Annotated in this window: 27 protein-coding genes and 1 pseudogene; 3 read left to right on the forward strand and 25 right to left on the reverse strand. The window is 48.8% G+C overall.

Annotated features, from left to right (window positions below; translation table 11 throughout):
* Positions 1-9: 9 nt before the first annotated feature.
* The 25 genes from IPL17_RS22905 to IPL17_RS23025 form a co-directional block, all read right to left on the reverse strand.
* Positions 10-843 carry a DUF2652 domain-containing protein gene (locus IPL17_RS22905; RefSeq protein WP_345309411.1) on the reverse strand — a complete coding sequence of 278 codons (834 nt, stop codon included), beginning with the start codon at positions 841-843 and terminating at the stop codon, positions 10-12.
* The gene (locus IPL17_RS22910) at positions 833-1,111 is read right to left on the reverse strand and encodes a GNAT family N-acetyltransferase (protein ID WP_345309412.1); all 279 of its coding nucleotides are present in this window, start codon (positions 1,109-1,111) and stop codon (positions 833-835) included. The genes IPL17_RS22905 and IPL17_RS22910 overlap by 11 nt, the downstream gene beginning before the upstream one ends.
* Entirely contained in the window at positions 1,080-1,349 is a 270-nt protein-coding gene (locus IPL17_RS22915) for a hypothetical protein (RefSeq protein ID WP_345309413.1), read from the reverse strand. Before IPL17_RS22915 ends, IPL17_RS22910 begins: the two co-directional genes overlap by 32 nt.
* A 470-nt stretch (positions 1,350-1,819) precedes the next feature.
* Positions 1,820-2,158 (reverse strand): hypothetical protein, encoded by a 339-nt coding sequence (locus IPL17_RS22920; RefSeq protein ID WP_345309414.1) that lies wholly within the window; start codon positions 2,156-2,158, stop codon positions 1,820-1,822.
* A 39-nt stretch (positions 2,159-2,197) separates the two neighbouring features.
* Positions 2,198-3,211, reverse strand: a complete 1,014-nt coding sequence (locus IPL17_RS22925) for a hypothetical protein (RefSeq protein ID WP_345309415.1) — start codon at positions 3,209-3,211, stop codon at positions 2,198-2,200.
* 218 nt (positions 3,212-3,429) lie between these two features.
* Positions 3,430-4,140 (reverse strand): IS1634 family transposase, encoded by a 711-nt coding sequence (locus IPL17_RS22930; RefSeq protein WP_345309416.1) that lies wholly within the window; start codon positions 4,138-4,140, stop codon positions 3,430-3,432.
* Between the two features lie 125 nt (positions 4,141-4,265).
* A complete protein-coding gene (locus IPL17_RS22935) occupies positions 4,266-5,390 on the reverse strand; it encodes a sulfotransferase (RefSeq protein WP_345309417.1) in 1,125 nt (374 codons plus the stop codon).
* A gap of 120 nt (positions 5,391-5,510) precedes the next feature.
* Positions 5,511-5,966 carry a GNAT family N-acetyltransferase gene (locus IPL17_RS22940; protein ID WP_345309418.1) on the reverse strand — a complete coding sequence of 152 codons (456 nt, stop codon included), beginning with the start codon at positions 5,964-5,966 and terminating at the stop codon, positions 5,511-5,513.
* A 32-nt stretch (positions 5,967-5,998) separates the two neighbouring features.
* A complete protein-coding gene (locus IPL17_RS22945; protein WP_345309419.1) occupies positions 5,999-7,057 on the reverse strand; it encodes a GNAT family N-acetyltransferase in 1,059 nt (352 codons plus the stop codon).
* A gap of 36 nt (positions 7,058-7,093) precedes the next feature.
* The gene (locus IPL17_RS22950) at positions 7,094-9,196 is read right to left on the reverse strand and encodes an AAA family ATPase (RefSeq protein WP_345309420.1); all 2,103 of its coding nucleotides are present in this window, start codon (positions 9,194-9,196) and stop codon (positions 7,094-7,096) included.
* Positions 9,172-9,732, reverse strand: coding sequence for an adenylate/guanylate cyclase domain-containing protein (locus tag IPL17_RS22955; RefSeq protein WP_345309421.1), 561 nt, complete (start codon positions 9,730-9,732; stop codon positions 9,172-9,174). The genes IPL17_RS22950 and IPL17_RS22955 overlap by 25 nt, the downstream gene beginning before the upstream one ends.
* Before the next feature lie 124 nt (positions 9,733-9,856).
* A complete protein-coding gene (locus IPL17_RS22960) occupies positions 9,857-10,489 on the reverse strand; it encodes a histidine phosphatase family protein (protein ID WP_345309422.1) in 633 nt (210 codons plus the stop codon).
* A 362-nt stretch (positions 10,490-10,851) separates the two neighbouring features.
* Entirely contained in the window at positions 10,852-12,261 is a 1,410-nt protein-coding gene (locus tag IPL17_RS22965; RefSeq protein WP_345309423.1) for an AAA family ATPase, read from the reverse strand.
* A 57-nt stretch (positions 12,262-12,318) separates the two neighbouring features.
* The gene (locus IPL17_RS22970) at positions 12,319-13,221 is read right to left on the reverse strand and encodes a hypothetical protein (protein ID WP_345309424.1); all 903 of its coding nucleotides are present in this window, start codon (positions 13,219-13,221) and stop codon (positions 12,319-12,321) included.
* 66 nt (positions 13,222-13,287) lie between these two features.
* Positions 13,288-14,178 (reverse strand): DMT family transporter, encoded by an 891-nt coding sequence (locus IPL17_RS22975; RefSeq protein WP_345309425.1) that lies wholly within the window; start codon positions 14,176-14,178, stop codon positions 13,288-13,290.
* 44 nt (positions 14,179-14,222) lie between these two features.
* Positions 14,223-14,966 (reverse strand): HAD family hydrolase, encoded by a 744-nt coding sequence (locus tag IPL17_RS22980; protein ID WP_345309426.1) that lies wholly within the window; start codon positions 14,964-14,966, stop codon positions 14,223-14,225.
* A gap of 59 nt (positions 14,967-15,025) precedes the next feature.
* Positions 15,026-16,720: a tetratricopeptide repeat protein gene (locus tag IPL17_RS22985; RefSeq protein ID WP_345309427.1), complete on the reverse strand. Its 1,695-nt coding sequence runs from the start codon at positions 16,718-16,720 to the stop codon at positions 15,026-15,028.
* Positions 16,717-17,352 carry a hypothetical protein gene (locus IPL17_RS22990; protein ID WP_345309428.1) on the reverse strand — a complete coding sequence of 212 codons (636 nt, stop codon included), beginning with the start codon at positions 17,350-17,352 and terminating at the stop codon, positions 16,717-16,719. The genes IPL17_RS22985 and IPL17_RS22990 overlap by 4 nt, the downstream gene beginning before the upstream one ends.
* 55 nt (positions 17,353-17,407) lie before the next feature.
* A complete protein-coding gene (locus IPL17_RS22995; protein WP_345309429.1) occupies positions 17,408-18,184 on the reverse strand; it encodes a CoA-transferase in 777 nt (258 codons plus the stop codon).
* Positions 18,181-19,020 (reverse strand): alpha/beta hydrolase, encoded by an 840-nt coding sequence (locus IPL17_RS23000; protein WP_345309430.1) that lies wholly within the window; start codon positions 19,018-19,020, stop codon positions 18,181-18,183. The genes IPL17_RS22995 and IPL17_RS23000 overlap by 4 nt, the downstream gene beginning before the upstream one ends.
* 25 nt (positions 19,021-19,045) lie before the next feature.
* On the reverse strand, positions 19,046-19,948 hold the full coding sequence (locus IPL17_RS23005; RefSeq protein WP_345309431.1) for a CoA-transferase: 903 nt from the start codon (positions 19,946-19,948) through the stop codon (positions 19,046-19,048).
* Between the two features lies 1 nt (position 19,949).
* Positions 19,950-20,234, reverse strand: a complete 285-nt coding sequence (locus IPL17_RS23010; RefSeq protein WP_345309432.1) for a hypothetical protein — start codon at positions 20,232-20,234, stop codon at positions 19,950-19,952.
* Positions 20,235-20,315: 81 nt separating this feature from the next.
* On the reverse strand, positions 20,316-20,501 hold the full coding sequence (locus tag IPL17_RS23015; RefSeq protein WP_345309433.1) for a hypothetical protein: 186 nt from the start codon (positions 20,499-20,501) through the stop codon (positions 20,316-20,318).
* Positions 20,502-20,637: 136 nt separating this feature from the next.
* The gene (locus tag IPL17_RS23020; RefSeq protein WP_345309434.1) at positions 20,638-21,072 is read right to left on the reverse strand and encodes a methyltransferase domain-containing protein; all 435 of its coding nucleotides are present in this window, start codon (positions 21,070-21,072) and stop codon (positions 20,638-20,640) included.
* 73 nt (positions 21,073-21,145) lie between these two features.
* On the reverse strand, positions 21,146-22,720 hold the full coding sequence (locus IPL17_RS23025; protein ID WP_345309435.1) for an aldehyde dehydrogenase family protein: 1,575 nt from the start codon (positions 22,718-22,720) through the stop codon (positions 21,146-21,148).
* 154 nt (positions 22,721-22,874) lie between these two features.
* Between IPL17_RS23025 and IPL17_RS23030 the strand changes: the two genes are divergently transcribed.
* The 3 genes and pseudogenes from IPL17_RS23030 to IPL17_RS23040 all read left to right on the forward strand — a co-directional run bounded on the left by IPL17_RS23030 (position 22,875) and on the right by IPL17_RS23040 (position 24,561).
* Positions 22,875-23,162 (forward strand): hypothetical protein, encoded by a 288-nt coding sequence (locus tag IPL17_RS23030; RefSeq protein ID WP_345309436.1) that lies wholly within the window; start codon positions 22,875-22,877, stop codon positions 23,160-23,162.
* 12 nt (positions 23,163-23,174) lie between these two features.
* Positions 23,175-23,402: pseudogene (locus IPL17_RS23035) on the forward strand (thioredoxin family protein); the annotation flags it as partial.
* Positions 23,403-23,463: 61 nt separating this feature from the next.
* On the forward strand, positions 23,464-24,561 hold the full coding sequence (locus tag IPL17_RS23040; RefSeq protein WP_345309437.1) for a hypothetical protein: 1,098 nt from the start codon (positions 23,464-23,466) through the stop codon (positions 24,559-24,561).
* Positions 24,562-24,640: the final 79 nt, after the last annotated feature.

Here is a 24,640-nt window from a genome sequence, read left to right on the forward strand (position 1 = left end):
TTGAAGAGTTCAATTACTTCTTTCCTTCAAGCGCTTGCATAATTCCCGCATCACCGCCAGGCTGACTTCGGGACGTTCGCGCAGCAGGCTTTCGAAATTCAAGCGGTCAATACACAACACGCGCACATCGCCGAGTGCGATCACCGATGCGATGCGCGTGTCTCCGCTGATGAGCGACATCTCGCCGACCACGTCGCCCGCCGCGCGGCGGGCGATTTCTTTTTCGGGATGTCCTTCATTGCTTGCGATAATCCGCGGATGAATGTCCATGCTTTGCGTTGAAATAGCCCCAAGGTGTTCGTAGGATTCAGTCTGCGCATGCAACCCTTCAGGACGAATGTTGATATGTTCCAACGTCCTGTCCGTGAATAAAGTGTAAGCATGCCAGCCCGTTTGTTCGGTGATGTGATTTTTCGTGAGGCGGTGAATCAGGTTGACATCGGAGCCGACCAGTTCGCGAATCCCTGATATATCCTGGACGATGTAATCACCGTGATGGACAAAGAATTTCAAATCCAATGATGGGATGGACTGGCAGGCGCGGCAAGTGCAGGTGGTTTGTCTCTGGGATGCGTCGCGGCGGCGGCGAAAATGGAAGTAGGTGCTTTCGATCAATTCCAACAACCGTTCACCGTTTGGCATCCCAGATTCGTTTATGTTGGCGAAGACGGCATCGCCTTCCAATTTGGAAATGGTCAAGGCCTGCTTGAATTGGTTCACGATGACAGCTAATAGATCTGTGAGGATTTCGTTGGCGTGTTCAAGTTCGACCTGGGCGAGGTAGGATGTGTAGCCGCTAATGTCAGCAAGGACAAGATAGCCGTGCTGGGTTTCAGATGCCATTTTTCCTCACAATTGAAAAAATTGAAAACGTACCCAGCTCATCATGCGCTTCTTTTTCATAAGTCATACCAATCTTTTTGGCTACATTTTGGGAAGCAGTGTTGTCAGGGTCAATGATACAGATCAAACGGGATAGATTTAATTTCTCGAATCCATAATTGAGAATTGCTTGAGCCGTTTCTGAACCTAATCCCTGTCCCCAATATTCCTCCGCGATCGTGTATGCGACTTCAACATCATATTGACCTTCGATCGTCCACGGAAGCAAGCCGCACCTCCCGATGAATTTTCCGAGTCTCTTTATGGATCGTTGCCCACAGCCCCAATTCGGGATGGCGCGGATGCCCGTTCATATGCCATTCCAATTCCTCTTTTGTATCCTGATAATTCAAAATACCTTCAGGAAAATATTTGCGAATCTTGATAGAGCGCGAAGAGAGGTCATCCAGATCATTTATCACAAGATGGCGGAGGAGGAGACGCGGAGTTTCGAGGATGTTCGTCATACTAGTAAGGTTCCAATGCCATGTTTCATTCTCCTGACTTGCTCAAATTAGTGTCCTGAACTCAGCTTTTTTAGCATAATCGCCGCAGTTTCAGGAACCTCAGGTTCGGCCAAAATATCCTTTCCATTGAATTTCACAATCCCTGAGCGTAATGGCCGCACCAGTTTCACAAATTGTTTGATACTTAATCCAGTCTGTTGTTCAATGTTTTTACTGATTGCCAAAGCTGCCAGAACCAGGGGTGAGATGTGCTTCGATCGCATTTCGGTTTTGATGATAAATTGGTCTGGCTCTCAAATCTGATTTTGCCATTCTGAATGTAGCTTCCACATGAAAGAGCTGATGATAGTATGCAATTACTTCCATGTCCGGAATGTCCACCAGATTCGTGACATATCCTTTGATACCGGCGAGGGCTTTTGCCTTATCAATCAGCTTCTGATTGAGTTGTTTGCTGCTGGCCTTTACACTTAAGAACTTTGTCTTGTTGGATGGAGTCTGTCCACTGACTGCTTTTTTGCTTTGGCCACCTGCTTTTCAATGTTGCGGAGATCCAAGGCCGCCCGTTTCGTTCGATACTGGTAAATTACCCGATACCCATCTTGCTGCATCGTGATGACCTGTTGATCGCTTAGCTCACCACTCTTCTGGAATTCGGCAATATCGTATGGCACTTTTTGCAATCTTGAGCCAACTATGTAGGTATAGCCTGCTTTTGTGAGGGCTTCCAGATTGGCCGCACTGAGCATGGCTGCATCCGCCACTACGGTGATCTTATTCAGACCATGCAGCGATTGAAAAGCTTCCATGACAGGCAGGATGGTCGGTAGGACCGCAGTAAAGAGTGGTCAAAACCCATAACGAGACATCCGAAAAAGTAAACGATTAGGCAACCTGCCGCGACCCTGTTTTTTGATCCAGGGTGGCGGCGGTGTTTTAGTAGTGAACAATTCTTCCAGCGACCAGCGGTGATCGGTGAGATGAGTTGCGAGAGCGGGAGTGCGTTGCACCCAGCGAAAACCATACCAACCCACCGAGAGACGCAAGCGCAGACTTTTGTGAAAATCGCAAAAGTTATAAACACAGCCGAGAATATACATGCTGGTTTGCAATGTCCTCTGATGACGAGCAAGGTGGCGTGTTCTTCGAAATAAACAAGCCAGGCGCTGGCGAAAGGTGGCATTGAGCCGTTCAATATAGGCAGTGTTGATCCCGCCTTTGCCTTGCGTAGCACGAATGATTTGTTCGATCATGGTTTGTTGCCCCTGAACAATGACCCGCTTAATATTCAAGACACCCTCTGCTTTGGATTTGATGACTTGAACGATGGCGATATTGGGCCATTCCACCAGGGTCATGCGTCCTGTCTGACCTTTGGAACGAGGAATGCCTGTTCGAAAGGCATCCCGAAACACAGACAGATAGGTATTTAGTCCATCGACCGCAATCAATAACGGTCGACAGAGCGCAATTTTACGCACCTGTCCGGCCATCTCTTGTAGCAGGCTCGTATCCCGATTTGTACTGACTGCCCCGCCTAACCACAAACGGGTGGATACCATCATGGCCATCGCCATCCAGATCGACCCTTTTTGTGTCTTCGCTTTGATCTCATCGGCTTGTACCTGCCCCAACTCTAGCTGGTTTTGATCCAGCAGCCGCTCATGAAATGCCTGACAATGTAATCCTGCCCGCTGCCACCAATTCCGCACTGTCCTCTCATCGATCCCAAAGGCCTGCACGATCGCTTGCAGCGGACACCCATACACCAGCAGGGCGATCACCAACAATACTGTTTTTGGCTCCGTTCTCAACCGATAAAATAATGTCCCTTTGCTCGCGCTAAATGTGCGTTCACACACATGACAGATATATCGTTTCTTTTTCTGGTCATGTACACCAATATTATTCTTTCCAACTTGTCCTCTTGCAGGACATTCAATATTCGGGCAAAATAGCTGGGTTGGGCTCATCGGTATCCTTTCTGGTCTAAGCACCCATAAGTTTGCCCCTGAGCTCAACTTTTTTCAACCCTTAATATAAAAGAAGGAGCCTCTTTGTGAGACTCCTTCTTCCTCATTTACATTCTTCCACCCTTTAGTGACGTGCTACCGATGGTCTTGGTTTCCGCTTTATTCCCCTCAAAACTATGCAACTCCAACGGAAAACCATTTCGATCGACCAGAAGACCCATGATGATCTGCGGCTCTAATCGGCGTTCTTTGCTCATGCCCGGCTTACGGTAATCATCTTCTTTTTGCACCTCAAAATACAAGGTCGTGACATCATAAAGTACCAGCGTGAGGTCTGTTCTTTGTACATGCTCTAAACAGGCTTGACTGATGATCTTCCGATATTCTTGTTCCGACGCCTTGACTAAACAACGGTAAAGCTTATTCCGGTCAATCGGGTCCACACCCAAATCAGCCATGACCCTCAAACTATCCAGCTTCGATGTGGGTTCCACAATTCTGACTATGCACAGAGCTTCAAAGATCTTATCGTTCAAGCGGGAGAATCCCAGCTTGCGGTATTCTTCTTGAAGTATTGTCCACAACAAGCCTGAGAAGGACTTCTTTATACTGATGCGCAAGGATGGATGCATTTCAGGAAATAATTCTATTTGGTTTTCCTGTTGTCGTTTGTGTGCCAATGCAAGCAGGTTTTTCAGTTCTTGTTCGTTATGGGCACTTCCTATATGTTGGATCTTAACGATCTTACCTTTTTGTTTGTACGCAACCTGAACTGCAGTCGCCCCACTGGCTGTTTTGACTTTGCGAATGAATGCCATGTATTCAATTTTAACCTAACTGCCCCTGTCCTTAGTGTCCTAAAAACCGTATCTTCACGAGGGAAAATTCCAAAAAATGGCAAAAGTGAGCAAGTCAGGTACTAGTAAGGTTCCAATGCCATGTTTCATTCTCTTGCCCATGTAGCCGGGACAATGTAATCTCCAGAATGAATAACGGGATGCGCCTGCAATACCCGGGCAAAATCTGCGCGATATGCATCTGTCAGCTTAAAATCGTGCCCTGCCAACACTTCCTGCGAGATGGCTGAGTTTGCCTGTGAGTCTTGTTCCAAAACCTTGTAAACTTTTTCCATGTTCACATCCGAAAATCCGCAGTATTCAATGATTTTCCGAACCGCCTCCTGAGGCGCAGATTTTATATCTTCAAAGCGGACTGCGAGCATGGGGACTCCTTTTTCATGCAGTTCCATATAACGTTCCAGTATGGAAGTCCACATTAGGGTGCTCATCGTAAACAAGCTCAGGATCGAGCCATCTTCACGTGCATGTTTTGCAACAGAAGGGACCAGCGTAGCAAACCACGTTTGAAGCCATGTGCGTAATTCGATCGTATCATTTTCAACAAAAGCACGCATGGTGGAAACAGCCCAAGATTCCAGGTTGCGATATAGGAAAACAACCTTCGCATTTGGGAAATGTTTGTAAAGCAAATCGCCCAGTTCAATGCTAAAACTGCGGAATTTGATCGACCAGGCAATGGGGTTTGGAATTTGCTCAGTCGGTTTGCAGAGCAATTTCATACAACTATTCACGAGTGCGCTGATCTCGGCTTCGTTGCTTCCGTCCCATTCCCGCAAACTTACAAGTTGCGTGAATACATCGGGTTCAGATATGCCAATGACTCCGTTTACGGCATTGAGTGCGAAGCCAATCAGCGTAGAGCCTGATCGTCCCGTCGAGTACACCAGCATCAATTGTTGGTTACCAATGGAAATACGATCTGCAAGTTGATGGAGGGTATCGTAGGATATGCCATACAAATTGACTGTGTTTTCGTATTGCGCCTGGTAGAAAAATGGCGCTTGTGACAGATCCGCGCCGGGTACTGTCTCAACGAACAAGGCGCGTTGATTGGCATGATCGAGACAATACAAAGTGATTCGTGGATTTGTCGCCATCGCTTGAGGATCAATGGCTTCCCCTATTTCAAATTCAAAATCAGACGGGTCTGCAACGCCGAAGGGCTCCTGGCGTTTTCGGGCTATGATTGTCAGTAAATTTGCAGTCATCAAATCCTCCTTGATTTAGCAGAAAGGACAGTGTTGCTAATTAAATTGTTTTCCCTATTATCCTAAGAACACTGGCGCTGGCCATTCGTTGCTAGTTAATTTTGAAATGACCATTTTAATTTATCTACTCGTCGAATAAATATAAAACGGAATATTATCGCCTTCCCATCCGTCCACGGTTCGCTCCCATTTCATGCCCATCTTTTCAGCGACTCGTTGGGAGGCGATATTCTCAGGGTCGATCAAACAGATCAGGCGCGATAAATATAAAGTTTCAAAGCCATATTGCAAAATGGCTTTCGCTACTTCGGTGGCTAAACCTTGACCCCTATACTCTTGAGCCAGCGTATATGCCACTTCAACATCATATTGTTCTTCAATTGTCCACGGAAGCAGACCACACCGGCCGATAAACTTTCCCGTCTCTTTGTGGATGGTGGCCCACAGTCCCAACTCGGGATGTTTGGGATGTCCGTGCATGTGCCATTCGAGTTCCTCTTTGGCTTCTCCACGCGAGCGCGGCGCATCGGGAATGTATTTTGTGATGTTGGGATTGCAGTCTCTCCTTCCACTCAAAGCGCGGCGAATTCCGTATAGAATTGATATGATTAAACACGCCCGCTGGAAAATAGTAACTGGTCACGTTTGATCGCTGTCGGAGCGTGAATGGCAATGGTTGTTTTGAGACGCGGCTGGTGCCACGGCTTGAGGGTGACTACATTTATGGCGGGGTCGCGTGAGTCAAAGCTGGCGGCAAGCGTTGTACCCAGTTCCCTGCATTCCCAGCGCAGCATTTCCCACATAAATTGAGCGACCTTGAGTTGACCAGTTTCATACCAAAGTCCGTTAACCGCAATATCGCGAACTGTGAAATCTGGAGGGAGAAGATGTAATACTTTATTCAAAATACGAAGCGGCGGAGGCGGATTATTGATGGTGTCCCATTTTAGAATACCACGCGCCCAGGTTTGTGCTCCCGCCAGAAAATTGCCCTGAGAATCTACAGCAACAAAGAAATGATAGGGGGTTTTTCCACCTGCGGAAACCCCAAGCGCATGTGCAATAGTTGTGGAGTCGTTGAGTGCGTACAGGTTGTGGCTTTTATAAAAGGTATTCTGTTTGACAGCAAATTCTTCATATTCGAGCGGTTCAATTTCACGGACGGTGATCCCCGCCAGTGGCTTGGGCTTGCGGGTCAGCATGGGAACCAGACGAACGTCAAAAGCAGATTCGGCAAATTCCCTGCACCATTTGCTGGCAACTGCATGTGAAGCGTGATTGTCATGCAGCATGCCTGTGCCGACCACGCAATCATCCCCGAATTCGTTTCTTGCCTGTTGAATACGCCAACTGGCAATTTGAAAACCAAGCCCATTGCCGCGAAACTCCTTTTGGACTTTGAGACCATCCAGGAAGGCGAACGGTAAGACACTCCCATTGAATTGAACCTTGCCAAATCGAACCGTTCCCATCCCGACAAATCCATCATAACCTTCGGTTTCTACAACGACCCCTTTTGTGCGATATTCAGTTCCAGAAATGATGGCATTGTACGGATCGACCTGAAAGTGCGTGGTCATGTCACCATCGAATTCGGTCAATAGTTTAGTCAGTGCAAGGCTATCGGATGGCTGCAATTCTCGCAGTGTGAATTTTGGGTTACTCACAAAAACTCCTGTTTTTAGTATGAATTTCTAAAGTCTTTATTTACTCAACGCCAACTGGATCGCCTGCTCCATCGTCATGGACTTGCTCTCCACCCAGAGCGCGTTGAATTCCGCTTCACCCTGCGGGTACTTTGCGGGGAGCATGGCGCGGAGTCGACTCATGAATTGAGCTTCTTCCGCTTCTTCTTCATCCGTTCGTTTATGACCTGTTGACTCACGGATTGCCTCTGCCGCTCCGAATAATCTCGCGGCGCGTTGAGATTCTTCCTCCACGACGGCGATCATTGCAAAACATTCCAATTGATGCGCCACGGCTGGACGATTGCCGTAATCTTGATATAACTTGATGGTCTCACGATAAGTATTTTTGGCTGCGGCGTAATTGCCCAGCGCGCGTTGCGTGTGAGCGATCTCGGAAGTCATCCCCGTTATCATGCCATTGTGACCCATTTGTGTGAATATTCTGAGTCCTTCCTCAAAGTGCCGCTGGGCGCGATCGAAGCGACCCTGAGACCGCGCACCGATCCCCATCCCTAAATTGAGAAAACCAGATTGAAGTGATATGGTTCCCTCTCCCATGATCGGCAGAAACAACGCTATGTACTTTTCAGCTTCTTGGTAATTTCCGGTTATTGATTCCAAGCGTGCCATGTTGCCGTAAGCCATACCCATCCCAGCCTTGTAATTGAGCTCTCTAAAAATTTCAAGCCCCTCCTGTGCGGCGGCAAGGGCATCGTCGGCTTTGATCATAGCGGAGGCATTTGCGTACATTTCCAGACTAACGCCTAACAGTTTTTTATCACCGAGTTCACGCGCGATTGCAATGGCTTCCTGTAAGGCACTGCGTGAGGAAATGATTTCATTCGAGCCCTGGAGAAGTGTCCCGAGACCAAAACATCCATGGGCATAAATCTCCTTTCGAAGGCGGTTCGCAGCGCCTTCCATGGGCGGCAAGGCACGAAACTTCTCCATTGCCATTTTGAGAATGGTCGTTCCTTCTATCAGTCCTCCCACCATGGTCATGCTCATCGCCATGTTCGCAGCGAGTTCCAATGCGCCTTGAACATCGTTTTGCAAACCCCATTCGAATGCCGCGCGCAGGTTTTCCACTTCCACTTGCATGGATTTCAATTTTTGCATTTCAGCTTCGCTTGTGAAGCGAGAAACATCCCATAAGCCGCTCGAACTATTTTTATAGTAGACGAAGTGCCGATCACGCACCGCTGCGGCTTGCTTCGCTTCGAATAATTTCTCTCGCGCGTATTGGAGAATTGTCTCCAAGAGGAAATAACGCATCTCGCCGTTATGTTCTTCGGTTACGACCAGCGATTTATTGACCAACCCTTCGAGATGTTCCAGCGCAAGCGGGTCTTCAGAGACCGCTTCGAGCGCCTCCAATGTCCACCCGCCGACGAAGACCGACGCGATGCGCAATAGATTCTTTTCCTGTTCAGAGAGTAAGTCATAACTCCAATCGATCAACGCCCGCAGGGTCTGTTGACGCGGCAAGGCAGTACGACTGCCACCCACGAGCAGGCGGAATAAGTCATCGAGTCTCGTTGCGATTTGTTCGGGGGCAAGTAACTTCGTGCGCGCAGCGGCTAATTCAATAGCCAAAGGAATGCCATCGAGACGGTTGCAGATCTGGGCGACGGAGGAGGCGTTTGTATCGGTGATGGAAAATTTTGAGTTGGCGGCGCGGGCGCGTTCCACGAAAAGGCTGGTTGATTCGGTATCCGCAAGCGAGGGAGTCCGATAAGCAACTTCGCCCGTGATACCCAATGCTTCGCGACTGCTGGCAAGGATTTTGAGTCCCGCGCATCGACGCAGGAGATCATCCGCGAGTTTTGCGCAGGCGGCGATGAGATGCTCGCAATTATCGAGAATGAGCAGGAGTTTTTTATCGCGCAGATAATCGGTGACGAGATTCGCCAGCGGGTTGAACGGCAGTTCCTGCAAACCAAACGCGTGCGCCAGCGCGGGGATAATTTGCGCAGGATCAGAAAGCGGGGCCAGCTCAATCATCCACACACCGTTGGAAAAAATCGGGAGCAATTGCAGACCGACTTCGATGGAGAGACGAGTCTTGCCCGTGCCGCCTGAACCTGTGAGAGTTACAAGACGCGCTGAATTGAGCACCGCTTTGATCTCAGCGATTTCTTTTTCACGACCGATGAAGGAAGTGAGTTGAGCAGAGAGATTGTTAGGCTGGGTATCAAGCGATTTGATGGCGGGGAAGTTTTGCGGCAGGTCGGGAGCATTGACGTTTGTGTGAGGAGAGTCTGTTCACCATGCGCGGCCGACATTACGCGCTGCGTGGATGCGATGGTAGCGTAATCATCGTACTTGCCATCGGATAATAATTCAGCGGTGCCTGTGTGCAATCCCATGCGGACTTTAATCGCACCTGTCTCGCCCCAGGTTTCTGTATGCAATGCGTGCTGAGCTGCTAAGACGGCATTCAATCCATCAATTGCATTATGAAATGCCGCGCTGAACGAATCGCCGACAATTTGAAAGACAGATCCGTTATGCGCTTTTATGGCTTGATTTAGGATTTGGTTATGTCGCGCAAGCAGGACTGGCATATCATTTGGATATTGCTGCGCAATTTTTGTACTTCCTTCGATGTCAGTAAAGAGGAATGTAACAGTCCCTGAAGGTAAATTTGTCATATCATTAAACCTCATCTAACAATAAAAAACTGCTGCCAATATATTACATCCAGATTGAATTGATAAAACTTTCCGTAAAATCCTCGCATACGTATGGTTTAGATATAAATTTTCTTGATCGCTGTTATTTCTTTTTGTCTTTAGGAAGAAACTCAAATGGCGGACGCTGATTTAGTTTAATTAAATTCGCGCCAGAATCGCCAGCGTGGATTGCGGTTAACGAGCCCGTATCACAACTCAGGCGTTGAAAATTATCGAGCGGCAGACCAAGGAAATGTGACACTGCCAGTTTGATCGGGTCAGCGTGAAAGACAACCGCCACAATATCGTGCGGCTTGTTGTGTTTCTTGATAATACTTTCAAGCACGTTTGAAATTCGGGTTTGAATTTCTGGAAAGGACTCACCTTCAGGAAAACGAAAACGGGAGGGGGCATGTTGCACGATCTTCCAAACTTTTGTCAGGCTCAAAACTCTCCATGACCTGCCCTGCCATTTGCCGATGTCCGCATCCATTAGGTCGGGTTCCTGAATGATCTGCAATTTTCGCGCGGATGCGATCGGTGCGGCAGTTTCTATCGCCCTCTCAAGCGGACTTGAATAAATGGCTTTGATCGGCACGTCTTTGAGCGCATCTCCCAACGTCTGGGCCTGCTTCTGTCCCTTTTCGTTTAAGTGAACCCCGGGCAGTCTTCCAGCCATCTTGCCTGTTTTGACATATTCGTTTTCGCCGTGACGGATGAGCAATAATAAGGGCATGTATGATTTTCCTTGAATAAATTTTATTGAAATGATCTTATTTCTGTTCTTTGCTTTTTGATTTCCACCACCATCTTCCTTTTTGCATGGTGGTGGATAACTCCAATCGATTTGATCCAAAAACTCCGATAAACAAACCGCCAATCATATACAAATCAATAGATATGGGTCCGGGAAATTTTGCAAACTGGAAAAGAAACGTCGATATGAAGGTAAAACAAAATGTAAGCACTGGATTTCCCGGAGTCCATCCTGCGTAAATCATTGCCTTTTCAATCAAAATCGCAATGATAGAAACCGATACTCCAGTCAAAAAATATGGGAGTAAAAATAAAAAAAGTTTTATGTAATACATCGAGGATCTACTTGATTTTTCTCTTCATCTCTTTGATTTCATCTTCACTCATTGCAGGAACATCTTCTCTACGTTCAATTCCCAATGCCTTGCGTTGAGCTTCGCGCCACATTTCAAGCCTTGCCGTGACTTGTGATTCATAACCTTCCTGTGATGGCGCATAAAAATATGTGCCGAGCAAGCGCTTTGGCAAATATTGCTGCGGCGTGAAGTGACCTTCTGCATCGTGCGGATAAACATAATCCTTGCCTTGACCTGTGGCAGCGGCATCGCGATTCCCATCCGCGAGGTGGCGCGGGACTGATACCTGCCCTTCTTCTTCGATCTTCTTCATCGCTTTGAAATATGCGACTGTACTGTTGGATTTAGGCGCGGTGGCAAGGTAAAGCGTGGCTTCGGCGATGGGAAAAATTCCCTCGGGCAGGCCGATGAACTCAAAGGCCTGCGCTGCTGAGTTTGCCACGACAAGTCCCATCGGATCAGCGAGGCCAATATCTTCGCCAGCCAAAATAATCAATCTGCGTAGAATGAATTTCGGGTCTTCGCCAGCGTAGATCATTTTTGCGAGCCAGTATAAAGCCGCGTCGGGGTCTGATCCGCGCACGGATTTGATGAAAGCAGAGATGGTGTCGTAATGAGCATCGCCATCTTTGTCGTAGAGTACAGCGCGGCGTTGAATGGATTCCTGCGCCACATCCAAAGTAACGTGGATCACGCCGTCTTTGTCTGGAGCTGTGGATTCAACGGCAAGTTCAATTGCATTCAGGGCATTGCGTGCGTCGCCGCTGGAAACTTCAATTAAATGGGTGCGGGCATCCAGGTCAAGGTTGATGCGCTTGTACCCATAGCCGCGTTCCTTGTCGGTCAAAGCTCGGTCGATCAAAATCCCCGTTTCGGTTTGATTCAAATTGCGGAGTTGGAAAACGCGCGAACGGGAGATCAACGCCTTGATAACTTCGAAATATGGATTCTCTGTGGTCGCGCCGATCAGGGTGAATGTGCCATTTTCAACGTGGGGCAGGAGTGCGTCCTGTTGGGCTTTGTTCCATCTGTGGACTTCATCTACAAAAAGGATCGTACGGATATTGTGCAGGCGCCTGCGTTCAAGTGACTCGTCGATTACGACACGCAAGTCCGCTTTGCCTGCTAGGATCGCTGAAATGGTGGTGAAATGACTCTTGGTGGTGTTGGCGATGACTTGCGCGAGTGTGGTCTTGCCTGTGCCTGGAGGCCCCCACAAAATGATGGATGAAAAGAGTTTGTCCGCTTCGATGGCGCGGCGCAAAAGTTTGCCTTCGCCCACGATGTGTTCCTGCCCGATATATTCATCCAAAGTACGCGGACGCATCCGCGCGGCGAGTGGGGCTTCGCTTTTCAGGCGTTCGTTCATGGCATGGTCGAAAAGGTCTTGAGACATGGAATGATTATAACAACAAGAAAATAAAAACAGGCCGCTCAAGCGGCCTGTAAATGATCAACCCTTTTCTGTTTTATTGGGCTTGAGCCCCAGTAATTTGTTCAATATATCAAACCAGAAGGGCGCTCCCAGTGAAGCGGCGAGACCCGAAAGAATTATTCCAAGAAATTTGAGCAGCCAGTCTGCAAAACCTTGCGGAGTGGTTTCGTTATTCCAGCCTACTGGAAGGGATAATTCATTCAATTGGTCTTGAATACCCGTAACGCTGAAGCTCTCTTCCGGATTTATGTTTTCTGCTTGGGCAACAATTGCCTGCCGCAGGGTTGGGTCACGCCAGAGGTGATTGACGATAACCAGTGAGTCGACATTGAAGCCTGACGCCAGGGTAATGCCTAATACCAATGCAATCAAGGATGCGTGTTTTCTGTATAGTAACGTCGCCTGACTCATAGTGGTGTCAAACCATGTTTCAACATTTTCACGATATTTTACCAATGTGTTTTCCACATCAGTGGTTTCTTGATTGAGCTTGGGGACAAGATATTTTACAGTTCTGGATAAAACCTGGTTTGAGTTATCAAGATATTTGAAGCTGTCTACCACGCTCTGTTTCATAACTTCCAAACTCATTGTGCCCGCAGGGATGTCATTTCCGACCTTGCCCGCATTTAAGAAAACATCAACTGCGGCTCTCGCAAAAATGTCGTTTGGAATGCCTTTGGGTTTTCGTTTCCTGCCCCAAAAGGTCCTTGCGGATAAAGACTCGATCAAGGGGTGCTTATAGAACTGCGCTACAAGGGCGGGATCATGGAACATTTCCTGTAATCGGCGTTCAAGAAACGTCGAGCGCCAGCCCAGGCTCTCAATGATCGCTTCTTGTATCTGGCTGGTTGCCATGCTGAGGATGAGCCAGGTTAGGATAAGGCCTATGGCTACTTCGAGGATAGCGTCAAGTTGCATGTCGATCTCCTTATAATAGTGATCTGGAATAATGTGCTCTTAGTATATATTTGCGCTTTGAAATTTTCAAGCGTTGGGTATTTCTTCTTTTGTTTGCATATGCGACTGGTTGACGATGTAAATACCGGCAAGCGCTACTGCGCCGCCTATCCATTGTGTGGTGTTTGGGATTTCTCCCAACATGGGGATGGCAAGTATGGTGGTTAGGATGGGTTGTCCAATTAGTGTGGGCGATACGATTGAGGCTGGTAAATGACCGAGCGCGTAGGTGATTGCGAGATAGCCGATCATTTGCGAAACTATGGCGGTCAGGAAAAATATGATCCACGTTTGGGGAGGATAACCTGAGAAAGAGTTGCCCAGCACAAGATTCATTACGAACATCCCAAGTGTGGCGCTCACGCCAACCAGCCATGTATATCGGAGAGGGTCTATATGTTTTCGCCCGTGCTGGGTGGTGAGTTGATAGGAGGCGTAAAAGATTGCGGCGGTGCTTGCCATCAGGTCGCCGAGACCAAGGGTGGGGTGCTTGAGGAAGTCGCTGCCCATCACGAGCGCCGCGCCTGCCAGTGCCAGGATCAATCCCAGCCAAAAAACTCCGCGGAGTTTTTCGCGAAGGAAGAAGAGCGCAAACAACGCGACCCATAAAGGTGATGTGTTCCCAAGCAAGGTTGCATTGGCCGCAGTCGTAAATTTTAAAGACGAATTCCAAAACGCAAAATCAAATGCGGTGAAGATTCCCGCGAATAATGGAAATATTAAATATTTATTTTTGATCGGCTCGAGCTGTTTCTGTTGTCTAATAAAAATTGGGGAGAGAAAGATCGTAGAGATCAGTAACCGATAGAAGCCAGTGATGGGTCCCGGCGCTTCCGCCCAGCGTACGAACATTGCGGAAAGGCTGAGTGCGCTGATGCCGATCGCGAGCGCAATATATGGAACGAATTTATTTTGCATTTGGAAATTGTACCCCGGCAATGCATGGATGAACTGCGCTGGTTTTATTTTAGGTTGATCCGCTCAAGGGTGGGTAAAAGTTCGTGGAGGTTGGACAGGCTAAAATCAGGCTCGATACGCTGCCCCGCTTCTTGCTCTGCGCTAAAATGTGCGCGGCGTGTAAGCCAGATTGTTTTCATATTCAAACTTTTCGCGCCAGCCATATCCGCAATCAGGCTATCGCCGACCATGGCCGCCTCTTCCGGCGGAATGCTCCATTGTGCGAGTGCAATTTCGAATGTGCGCGGATGGGGCTTGCGGTAAAAACATGCCGCGGATGTCAACACAAAATCAAAATATGGCCGAATCCCGAACCCTTCGACAAGTTCCTGCACATCCTTATCGTCGCCTGCGTTTGAAAAAATGCCGAGTTGATAGTTCCTCGATCTTAACCCGTGGATCATCTCCAAGGCATCGTCTTCCAACACCCAGTTTTTCTGCGTGATCAAATACAGCGCGTCCAGCGCGGACCTGAGAATTGATTCGGCGATCTCGGCATATCCCAATTCTTTGAGCAGTTCGCGTAGAACGAAGTGATAGGTGGTCTCCTGAAGATCCTTGTCGCGTTGCTCATAATATTGATGCAATCGAGCGCGGAAAGTGCGGCTGTCCAGATCAATATCATATTGACGCAGTGTTTCCGTAAGCGCCTGGTCTGCCTGCTCCAGAACGGGCAGCCAATTTCTGCGAGCATGCATAAGTGTGCCGCCGAGATCGAAAAGGATGTGTCGAATGGGAGAAGCGTTCATCAGGATTGGTATACCCTGATGAACGCTTCTCGTAAAGGGGGAAATTTGTAGGGTGAAAACTACTCTTCAACGAAAAATGTGCCGATTTGTGCCAACCTGGAATCCGCGTATAGTTCAACGACATATTCGCCGGGCGTGAGAATGAACACGTTGGTGTAATCGTACCCAAAAGTTTGATACCATGCGGAGTCGCTGCTAAGCTCTGCGTTGAAAACGACTCGTAAAGATTGGTCTTCTGCGCCGTTCAGATACACTTTCCAGATGATCTGTTGCGGGGCTGGACCGCTGAATCTAAATTTGACGGTTACTGATTCCGTGCCATAAGGAAAATATGCATCCGGTGAGACTTCAAAATTCGAGATTAATCCCTGCTCGTCCCTGCCTGTGATCTGCCCAAATAAGAACGGTTCGACCTGTATCACTTCCTGTGAGGTTGGCGCTTGTCCGGTATATTCAAGCGCGACGGTGGTCTCTTTTAGCCGCAGCATTTGCTGGTAGGCGAAATCGCGAATGGATGCGTGATCGGCGCTGATCAGATCGGAAGTGGGCGCTTCGGTCCATGATTTCGGATTGTTATCCAACTGGTCGATCAGGTTTTGCAGGTCAATGGCGCCTGCGTCCATATAAAGCCAGAGAGAGGCGGGAGGCTGTGCATTGTTTTGCCGCGCTTCGTTCACTTGCCGCTCCGCTTCCCGAATCAGAACATCATATTGTTGTTGAGAGTTGGCCAGGTCTCCCATCGCAAGATACGTGATGGCTTCGTTCATGCGTACGCCCAGTACGCTCGGATCAATGGTCAATACCCGTTCGTCAGCTTCGATCGCCTGCTGGAATTGTCCGCTGATGTAATAAGCCCAGCCGAGGTTCCAGTTCGTGCTCGTATCTTCAAGACCCGCTTCCCGCGCGGCTTCGAAATCCTTGATGGCGGATGTGATGTCATTCTTATCAAAATAGGCAAATCCGCGCTGGTAGTATGCCTTTCCGTAATCGGGTTTTTCTGCGATCGCAAAGTTGAACTTGGCAATGGCTTCATCAAATTTGAATTGATAGGAAAGTCCCACGCCTTCGGAATACGCGTTGATGGCGGCCGTGTTGACTTCCGGACGCGCGAGAAGTTCGATCAGAGACCAGCTCAGCCACAACATACAGAACCCTACGATGCCGGACCCGATGATGACGAACAACCAGCGCACCCCGCCTTTTAATGTGATGGACAAACCGTAAAGCGATAGTGTGACCGTGAGCAGGGTGATCTGAACGACAAGATTGTCCGCGGTCTGATCGGTGGCTTGACCAAGTTCTGATTCGGCAAAATAGATCTCATTAAGGCGGGTCGACTCTACAAGATAAGTATCTGCTTCAAATTTGTTCGTGTCAGGCCACCCGATGGTTGGATCGAAATAATTGGGACCGAGCATTTCGCTCAGGGCGGTCATCCGTTCCTGTAATTTTGCATACCGCTCCACAGAGGCCGTATCGCCCTCCTGTTCGGCGGCTGTGATCTGCCAGCCGATCTCGCGCCATGTTTGGAACGCTCCCTGCCACTCATAACTGTATTGGATCGTGCCGTTCAATTCCTTTTTTGTTGCAGCGATGGCATTTTCCTGCGCGCGGCGGCGGGCTTGCTCAGAAATATTAGAGGCGTAGTTTTGAAAGTATACGGTGATCGCGACCCAGATCGCCACAGTGGCGATCATCATGGTGATCATTTTCTCGAAGCGCTCATTGCTTTTTTGTTGCTGTTCGGTGCTCATATTAAAAATCTCCCGATCAGCATACCTAGAATACCAGCGAGCCCGAGCAGGATTCCGATGACCACCCAAAAGTATTTAATGCGCTTCTCTGTGACTTGTGCGAGCTGCAGGAACCAAAAGGAAATTGCCAGCACGATCATGTCCGCTGTCAGGAAGGAAGAGCGCCTGTGCATTCGGTCTGATTCGCTGAAATGAGGGTTGGGATTTAGATCTTCTTTTTGAGAATCCTCTGCCAGAGCTTCATCCAATTCACGCTGCAGATCGTAGATTCCGTCCACCGTAACATAGCGGGACTGGAAGAACGTTGACCTGATTCCGCTTGCCACGCCCCAAACTTCCCTTTGCATGACTCCATTTTCAGCATCTATTTCTTCGCTTGCATTTGGATCGTAAAGCAAATTCCCAAGTTCAAGATAACGGGAGTAATCGGTAAAGGCGCGAAAATGCTCGTATGCGTAGATCTCATTAATGATCTCCGCTTTTTGAGCGCTGATGGCGGCATTCAAGCCGTTGAAATCTGCATTTGCCGCACTGGAGGCCGCGCTTGTTGCCAGACATGCGGCGATGGCTCCCAAGACCGTTACAAATGCTACCAAGACAGCTGTATTGGATTTGAAGCGTTCGTTCTCCATTTGACTCTCCTGTGAACCGATAAATTGTTATTAAATTGACATGGGTCGTTTCAGATTAAGCTGCGCTTTTTAGGTAGATTCCAGTCGGATCCAACTCTTCGCGTAAAATTTTCAATTCTTTTTTTGTAATTGGTGCGGTCACTCTAACTTGTTCCGCGACCTTCAGATCCCAACCGGTATTGGCTTTGGCTTCCTCGACCGTTTTACCGGGATGCAGCGCAGTGAGGATCATTTCGCCGTTCTCATCGGGTTCGAGCATGCCGATATCGGTTACCACACCGACCATGCCGCCGCCGCGCAAGCCTGCGTTTTCACGATCGCCTTTCCCGCCAATGAAGCCGGCCGAGGTCATGAATTCCACTTTTTCGGGGAAGCGGCGCTTCTGGTGCGGCGTCATGATGTAACAGCGGTTTGCCCACGCGGCGATCTCCTGCGAACCGCCTGAGCCGGGCAGGCGCACCTTTGGATGTTCATAAGGACCAATCACAGTGGCGTTGATGTTGCCGTGCTTGTCAATCTGCGCGCCGCCCATGAAACCCACATCCACGTTGCCGCGTTGCAGGTAGTTGGCGAAAATATCGTACATGCTCACAACGGATAATGATCCGCTGACGAGGGTTGGATCACCAATGGACAAGGGCAGGCGTTCAGGTTCCGCGCCAATCACGCCGGCTTCGTAGATCATCACCAGGTTTGGCGCATGAGTCCGTTTGGCGAGGTTGCAGGCCAGGTTGGGTTGGCCTACGCCCACAAAGACAACATCGCCATCTTTCAATAGGCGCGCGGCATTGACGATCATCAACTCTGCGGCTGAATATTTAATTTCGGTCATAGATTCTCCTTCAAGAACGATTGCATGATTTCAAAAACTTCCCGCGGATGTTCGAGCGGCAGGAGGTGTGTGGATCTTTCCAAAGTTACGATCTTTATTTTTTGATTTTTCTTCTTTACCAGGTTTGCATTTCTTTCCAAAAAAGTATCTGTCTCGGCGCCGCGGATGATAAGCGTGGGTATTTTAAGATTGGGCAGGTCACGCCACAGATCAAAATCGCGCAGACCTGTCAGATAGATATGGGCTTCCCATTCCGGTGAATACACCAATTCGTAGCCGCCATCCGGCCTTTGAACGGTGATACCTTCAATATATATGCGTAAATTTTCATCACTCATATACTTGAAAACATTGCGTGAACGATAACTGCGAAAAACACTTTCAAGATCGTCAAATGTTCTTCGTCGCCTTTTTGCGCCTGCAATTAATGGGTGGATCTTTTCTCCAAGCCCGATCGCGCGGACAAGGTTCCATCCCACTAAAAATGCAGGCATGAACAGCACGGGGTCAAGTAAAACCAATGCGCGAAACCTGCCTGGGTCCCGCAGGGCTGTGCGCAGGGTGACAATGCCTCCGATGGAATGGCCCACTCCAATGGCTGGAGCAAGCCCGCCCGTAGTTAGGAAGCGTTGCAGGTCGTCGGAGAATGGATGCCAGTCATTAATTTCTTCGATTCTCGCATCATCCCAAAGCGGACGGAGTTTCATTCCAAATATGTGATATTGAGTTTGTAAAAGTTCAAGCAGCGGCTGGTAGCATTCGGGCGGGTAACCATTGGCGTGTAGAAAATGCAGCGGTACGCCATTGCCGCCATAATCAAATTGTGGAATATTCATCAAACGTGTTTACCTGTCTACTTGTTTAATACTTCCCGTAATTAATTTTTTCGCTGTACTTTGCTTTTACTTTCAGGCGTTTGTGAGTCTTTGCTCCAAGCTTTTCCCAATACTGGTTTCTATCTTTGACCCCATAGACCCATTCGTCAAGATAGGCTTTGACAGACTCGGGTGATTCGCTGATCTTATCCCACGCGAGATAGAACTCATTGTCGCGGTCATAATAGCCTTGAGAATAAGATGGGTGGCTGGCGTATGGGACGTGACATACCGCGTCCACAATATTCGCGGGGATCATGGTGCGGTTCGGGTCGGACCTGATAACTGATTCGTCCACGATCTCTTCGGTGGTGAGGATGACTTTCTTCGCGGCGAAGGCGGCTTCTTTTTGTTCACCGATGATGCCCCACAAATGCGCGTTCCCGTTCTTGTCTGCGCGCTGAACATGAACGATCGCTACATCTGGATTCAAGGCCGGCACAACGATCACATCCTTGCCGCCATAAGGGTCGGGGATGCGTTTGATGAGCGGGTTGGATTGCTCAAGGCTGGTTGCGCCAGTTTGATTCATCGGTAAAAATGGCAGCCCCGATGCGCCGGCTTGCAAACGAGTGATCATTCCGAAATGTGAATACTCTTCCCATTCCAGTTCGCCTTTTTCTATCGCAGAGCGGACAATCCGTAATGATCCGACACCGGGATTCCCCATATACGAGAAGATGACTTTTTTTGCACATCCCGCCGCGACCATTTGATCATAGATCAGGTCTGGGGTGGCGCGGGCGAGGGTGAGGTTTTTTCTGCCCTGACGAATGATCTCGTGTCCCGCTGCGAACGGGATGAGATGTGTGAACCCCGCGGCGTAGACAATATCGCCATCGTTCACGAATTCTGCGATTGCTTTCTTGAGTGAGATGAGTTTTGACATATTATTTTTTCTTTGCATCCTGTTTGGCTTTCAGTTTTTCTTCTTTTCTTTTTCTGGCATCTTCGCGGGTTTTATGGACTAAAGAAAATCGTCCAGCCGAGGGCGGCGGGGCTTTGCCGCGCCGAAAATACCAGCCGATAAAAAAGAGCAGCATGGATATGAAAAGATAATCAAAGTCTACATTGTCTGCCAGGTCAGATGTGACGAAGAGCAGAAAAACGCCCGCTCCCATCACCAGGAAGAAAGTTCCCACCCGCACGATAATAGGATCTCCATCATTTTCCATGGGCTTATTTTACCTTTGGAACGGAAAGGTAGACAAGTGAGCCTTTTTACGAATCAAGAAGAGAGTATTTCGTTACACTACCTATGGCTTCAGGCCTGAAAATAAAATCCTGCGGAAAGGGTACAGCAACGGACTTTCAGGCAGGGCATTGTTCATTTTCCTGCGCAGCACATCAAGGAATTCAGGTTTATGTTTTCCAAGTCTTTCAAAATAGGGGACAAGCGCTGTGCCGGATATCCACTCGATCACTGCGTCTGAATTTTCCAAAACATGCGGATATATTTTTTCAAAGACAAGAATATTTTTTGCTCCAAGTGCAAATAGTATTCTTGTATATTCGTCGATGGACAGAACGGGCGAAATTCTTTCAAAGCCGTTTAATATCCTGTTAAATGGAGATTCTCTAACAGTCTCGCGGATAAGCATGTGTGAAATATGATTGTGGTTTGATGGGATCTGGATGCATAATTGCCCGCCATGATCTAATTTTGAAAAAATATCTGGGGATCAACTTTTCATGATCTTCACACCATTGAATCGCGGCATTGCTGAAGATAAGGTCCCAATTCCCGGTCAGTTCGGATAAGTTTCCTTGTTCAAATCGCAGGTTCTCACTGGCGTGGGATGCGGCTTTATCCAGCATTTGGAGGGAGGAATCCAACCCGGTCACAGTGCTTTCAGGTAACGCGTCTGCCAGAATGCGGGTTAGTTCCCCTGTGCCGCATCCCAGGTCAATTACTTTGAGCTGTGGACGAATCTCCACAAGGTTTAAGAGGTCAAAAAATGGAGCAGAGCGTTCTGATTGGAATTTATGATATTGGGCTGGATTCCACGGCATAACCATATTCCTAAAAACATTGTCCCTTTTTCTTTTTAGAAAAAGGGACAACATAACTACAAGAATTGTGATCTTACTTTACAAGTGTGCGGATCTGTTCGTGCATGTACAGCGGAAGATAGTAATGTCCGCCCGCGTTCTTGCCGCTGGAGCCAGAGCCTTTCCAGCCGCCGAAGGGTTGGAAACCAGGCCACGCGCCGGTGGTTGCGCCTTGCGGACGATTCGCATAGGTCACGCCTGCTTCGATATGATCGAAGAACCAGTCAGTTTCTTCGGGAGAGCCGTAGAAGCCAGCGGTGAGACCATAATTTACGTCATTGGCGATTCTCATAGCCTCGTCCAGGTCTTTGACTTTGCCAATGGTTGTGATCGGCAGGAACATTTCATGTTTCCATAAACGGTGTGTGAAGGGCAGGTCTGTGACAAAGGTCGGTTCGCAGAAGTATCCCTTATCATACATGCCGCCGGATTTGACATTGCCGCCGGTCAGGAATGTGCCGCCACCCTGATTGATCTCTTCACAGAAATCCTTGAATTCTTTATAAGATGAAGCGTTGATCACCGGCCCGGTGTATGTGCCCCGCTCAGTCGGATCACCAATGACCAATTTGGAGGTGGCGTCTTTCAAACGGCCGACCAGGTCATCGTAAACAGCTTCATGCACGATCACGCGTGAAGCGGCTGAGCATTTCTGTCCCTGCAGACCAAATGCCGAGCGCAGGATTCCGATTGTGGCGCGTTCAAGGTCCGCATCCTTCGAAACAATAACAGGGTTCTTGCCGCCGAGTTCTAAAATGATCGGGCGGACATAGTTGCGTTTTCCGAAATCCTGGAACATCTTCATACCCACATCGAAGGAACCCGTGAATGTCACGCCGTCCACTTCGGGGCTGTCAACCAGCGCTTGCCCCAGCGTGGAGCCGGGGCCGGTTACAAAATTCACCACTCCATCAGGGATACCGGCGTCGCGGAAACAATCCACCAGCAGGCGCACGATCCAGGCTGTGTCGGTGGCGGGTTTGATCACAAGCGTGTTGCCAGCCGCGAGTGCCGCGCCGGAAGGGCCGCCTGTCAATGCATGCGGGAAGTTGAATGGTGACACCACAAGCCATACGCCGTACGGGCGAAGCACCGACACGTTACGGGCTTCATACCCAACGAGCGGGTCTTTGCCCATCTCCACAATATAGCCTTCGTTCTTTTCCATTTGATAGCAGGAATAATAAATAAGGTCGGCAGTCTCCTGAACGTCGCCCAAAGACTCCATGCGATTCTTGCCGACTTCCAGCGCCATTGCAGCCCCAAGATCGAAAATGCGCTCTTCGATCAGAGAAGCCGCCTTGCGAAGATATTCCACGCGTTTCTGCCAGGGGGTGTGGCTCCACATGGGGAATGCCTTGCGAGCGGCTGCCAATGCCAGTTGGGCATGCTTGGCATTGCCCTTCTGCATTTTCGCCAGCACCCAGTCGGTGTTGACGGGAGAGCGGTCGTCAAATTTATCATCAGCAAAAACTTCTTTGCCGTCGATAAACATGCCATATTCCTGCCCCATATTATTCTTGATTTTTTCAACAGCTTTGTCGAAGCCGCTATGAAGTTCTTCTGGTGGGTTGAACATGGTTGCATATGTGAGCTTAAAATCTGCCATTTGGATCCTCCAACAATCTGTGATGATATAAATAGTATCAATCTTAATACTTAGTATAGCGTAGGATTTTATAACAGTCAAAGAAATGCAATTAGGACAGTGCTGGTAAGAATTGTTCAACTGAACTTGTCTTGCATAAAAATAAGGAGAAAAAATGAAGCCCCGCATCTACATCCCAATCCTTGGCATGGTCGCTGTTTTACTGGCATCTTGCGCCCCGAAAGCGCTTCCGCCAACCGCACAGCCTCAGATAGATCCGCCTCAAGCGGCTGCTGCCACCCAAACCCCTGAAAGTATCATACAGCCGCTAGCCACGAATGAGGCGCCCGTGGCAGCCGCTGTTCCCACGTCACGTGGACCGAATCTCGAAGCCACCGATCCCGCTACAGTGAGCCTGGCATCCGGTCAATTGCAACTGGTCGAATTCTTCCGCTTCACCTGAGGTACCTGCCGATCAATGGCGCCCATGGTTCATGGGCTTGAAGCGGAATACTCTGGCAGAGTTAAGTTCTCTTATCTTGATGCCGACGACCCCAACACGGATACATTTCAACGCGAGCTTGGTTTTGCCTATCAGCCGGAATTTTATATTGTGGACGCTGACGGCAAGGTTTTGAAAAAACTGATTGGCTTCATTTCGGAAGATGAGTTTAGAAGCACGCTTAATGAATATTTGCAATAACCAAAACTGTCCATCGGAATGATGGACAGTTTTTTTGTTCCTTCCTTTATAATCGCTGTCTATGGACTTTCTGATCAAGGTTTTGGTTTTTCTTGTTGGGTTTAGTGCGGTGGCGATGACGATCTTTTCGGCACTATCCACGTTTGTATTAACCCGTGCAGCGCGTAGTCAATTAAATCGAATCGTCTTTGGCATGATGCGCCATATTTTTGAGTTCATTCTCAAATTTACCGGCTCATATGAGCAGCGTGACCGGATCATGGCATATTATTCCCCGATAAGTTTGATCATGCTGGTGCCTGCCTGGTACGCATTGATCATGCTTGGGTATGCGGCCATGTATTGGTCGCTTGGGGTCGGGGATTGGTTTGCGGATATTCGATATAGCGGTTCATCGTTGTTAACCCTTGGCTTTGCGACATCGGATGTTCCGATCGTGACCATTTTGTCTTTCTCAGAAGCGCTAATTGGGCTGATCATGGTGGCGTTGTTAATGGCCTATTTGCCGACTATGTACGCCGCGTTTTCACGGCGCGAACAGGCCGTCAGCATGCTGGAGGTGCGCGCTGGGAATCCGCCCTCGGCGCTTGAAATGCTTTTGCGGTTTAACCGTATTCATGGGTTGGATAAACTCAGTGATTACTGGAAGACTTGGGAGACCTGGTTCGCGGATATAGAGGAAAGTCACACCACGCTGCCCGCTCTCGTCTTCTTTCGTTCCCCGCGTTCTGATAACTCGTGGGTCACCGCTGCCGGCGCGGTATTGGACGCCGCTTCGATCACGCAGTCCGCTGTGGATATTCCCGCGGACGCTTCTGCTTCACTGAGCATCCGCGCGGGATATCTTGCATTGCGGCGTATTGCAGATTATTTTGATTTGCCTAATCCCAAAAACCCGCAGTATCCTACAGATCCGATCAGCATTCGCCGTGAAGAGTTTGATGAACTATTAGACAGATTGGATAAAGCTGGCGTGCCGCTCAAACTTGACCGTGATCAAGCCTGGAAAGATTTTGCGGGCTGGCGCGTTAATTATGATAGGGTCCTGCTTGTGTTATGTACTTTGGTGATGGCTCCGCAAGCGCCCTGGTCCAGTGACCGTGCGCCGAAGTTTAAATTACCCCCGATGTTCATTTTAAAAAAGAAAAAATTTATCTGACAGCTCCACAGTCACAATGGCAAAAGAGCTAAATTCACCACGAACGGTGCGAAGTTCGCAAAACTCGCTGCCCCTGTGC

The sequence above is a fragment of the Candidatus Villigracilis saccharophilus genome (assembly GCF_016711665.1).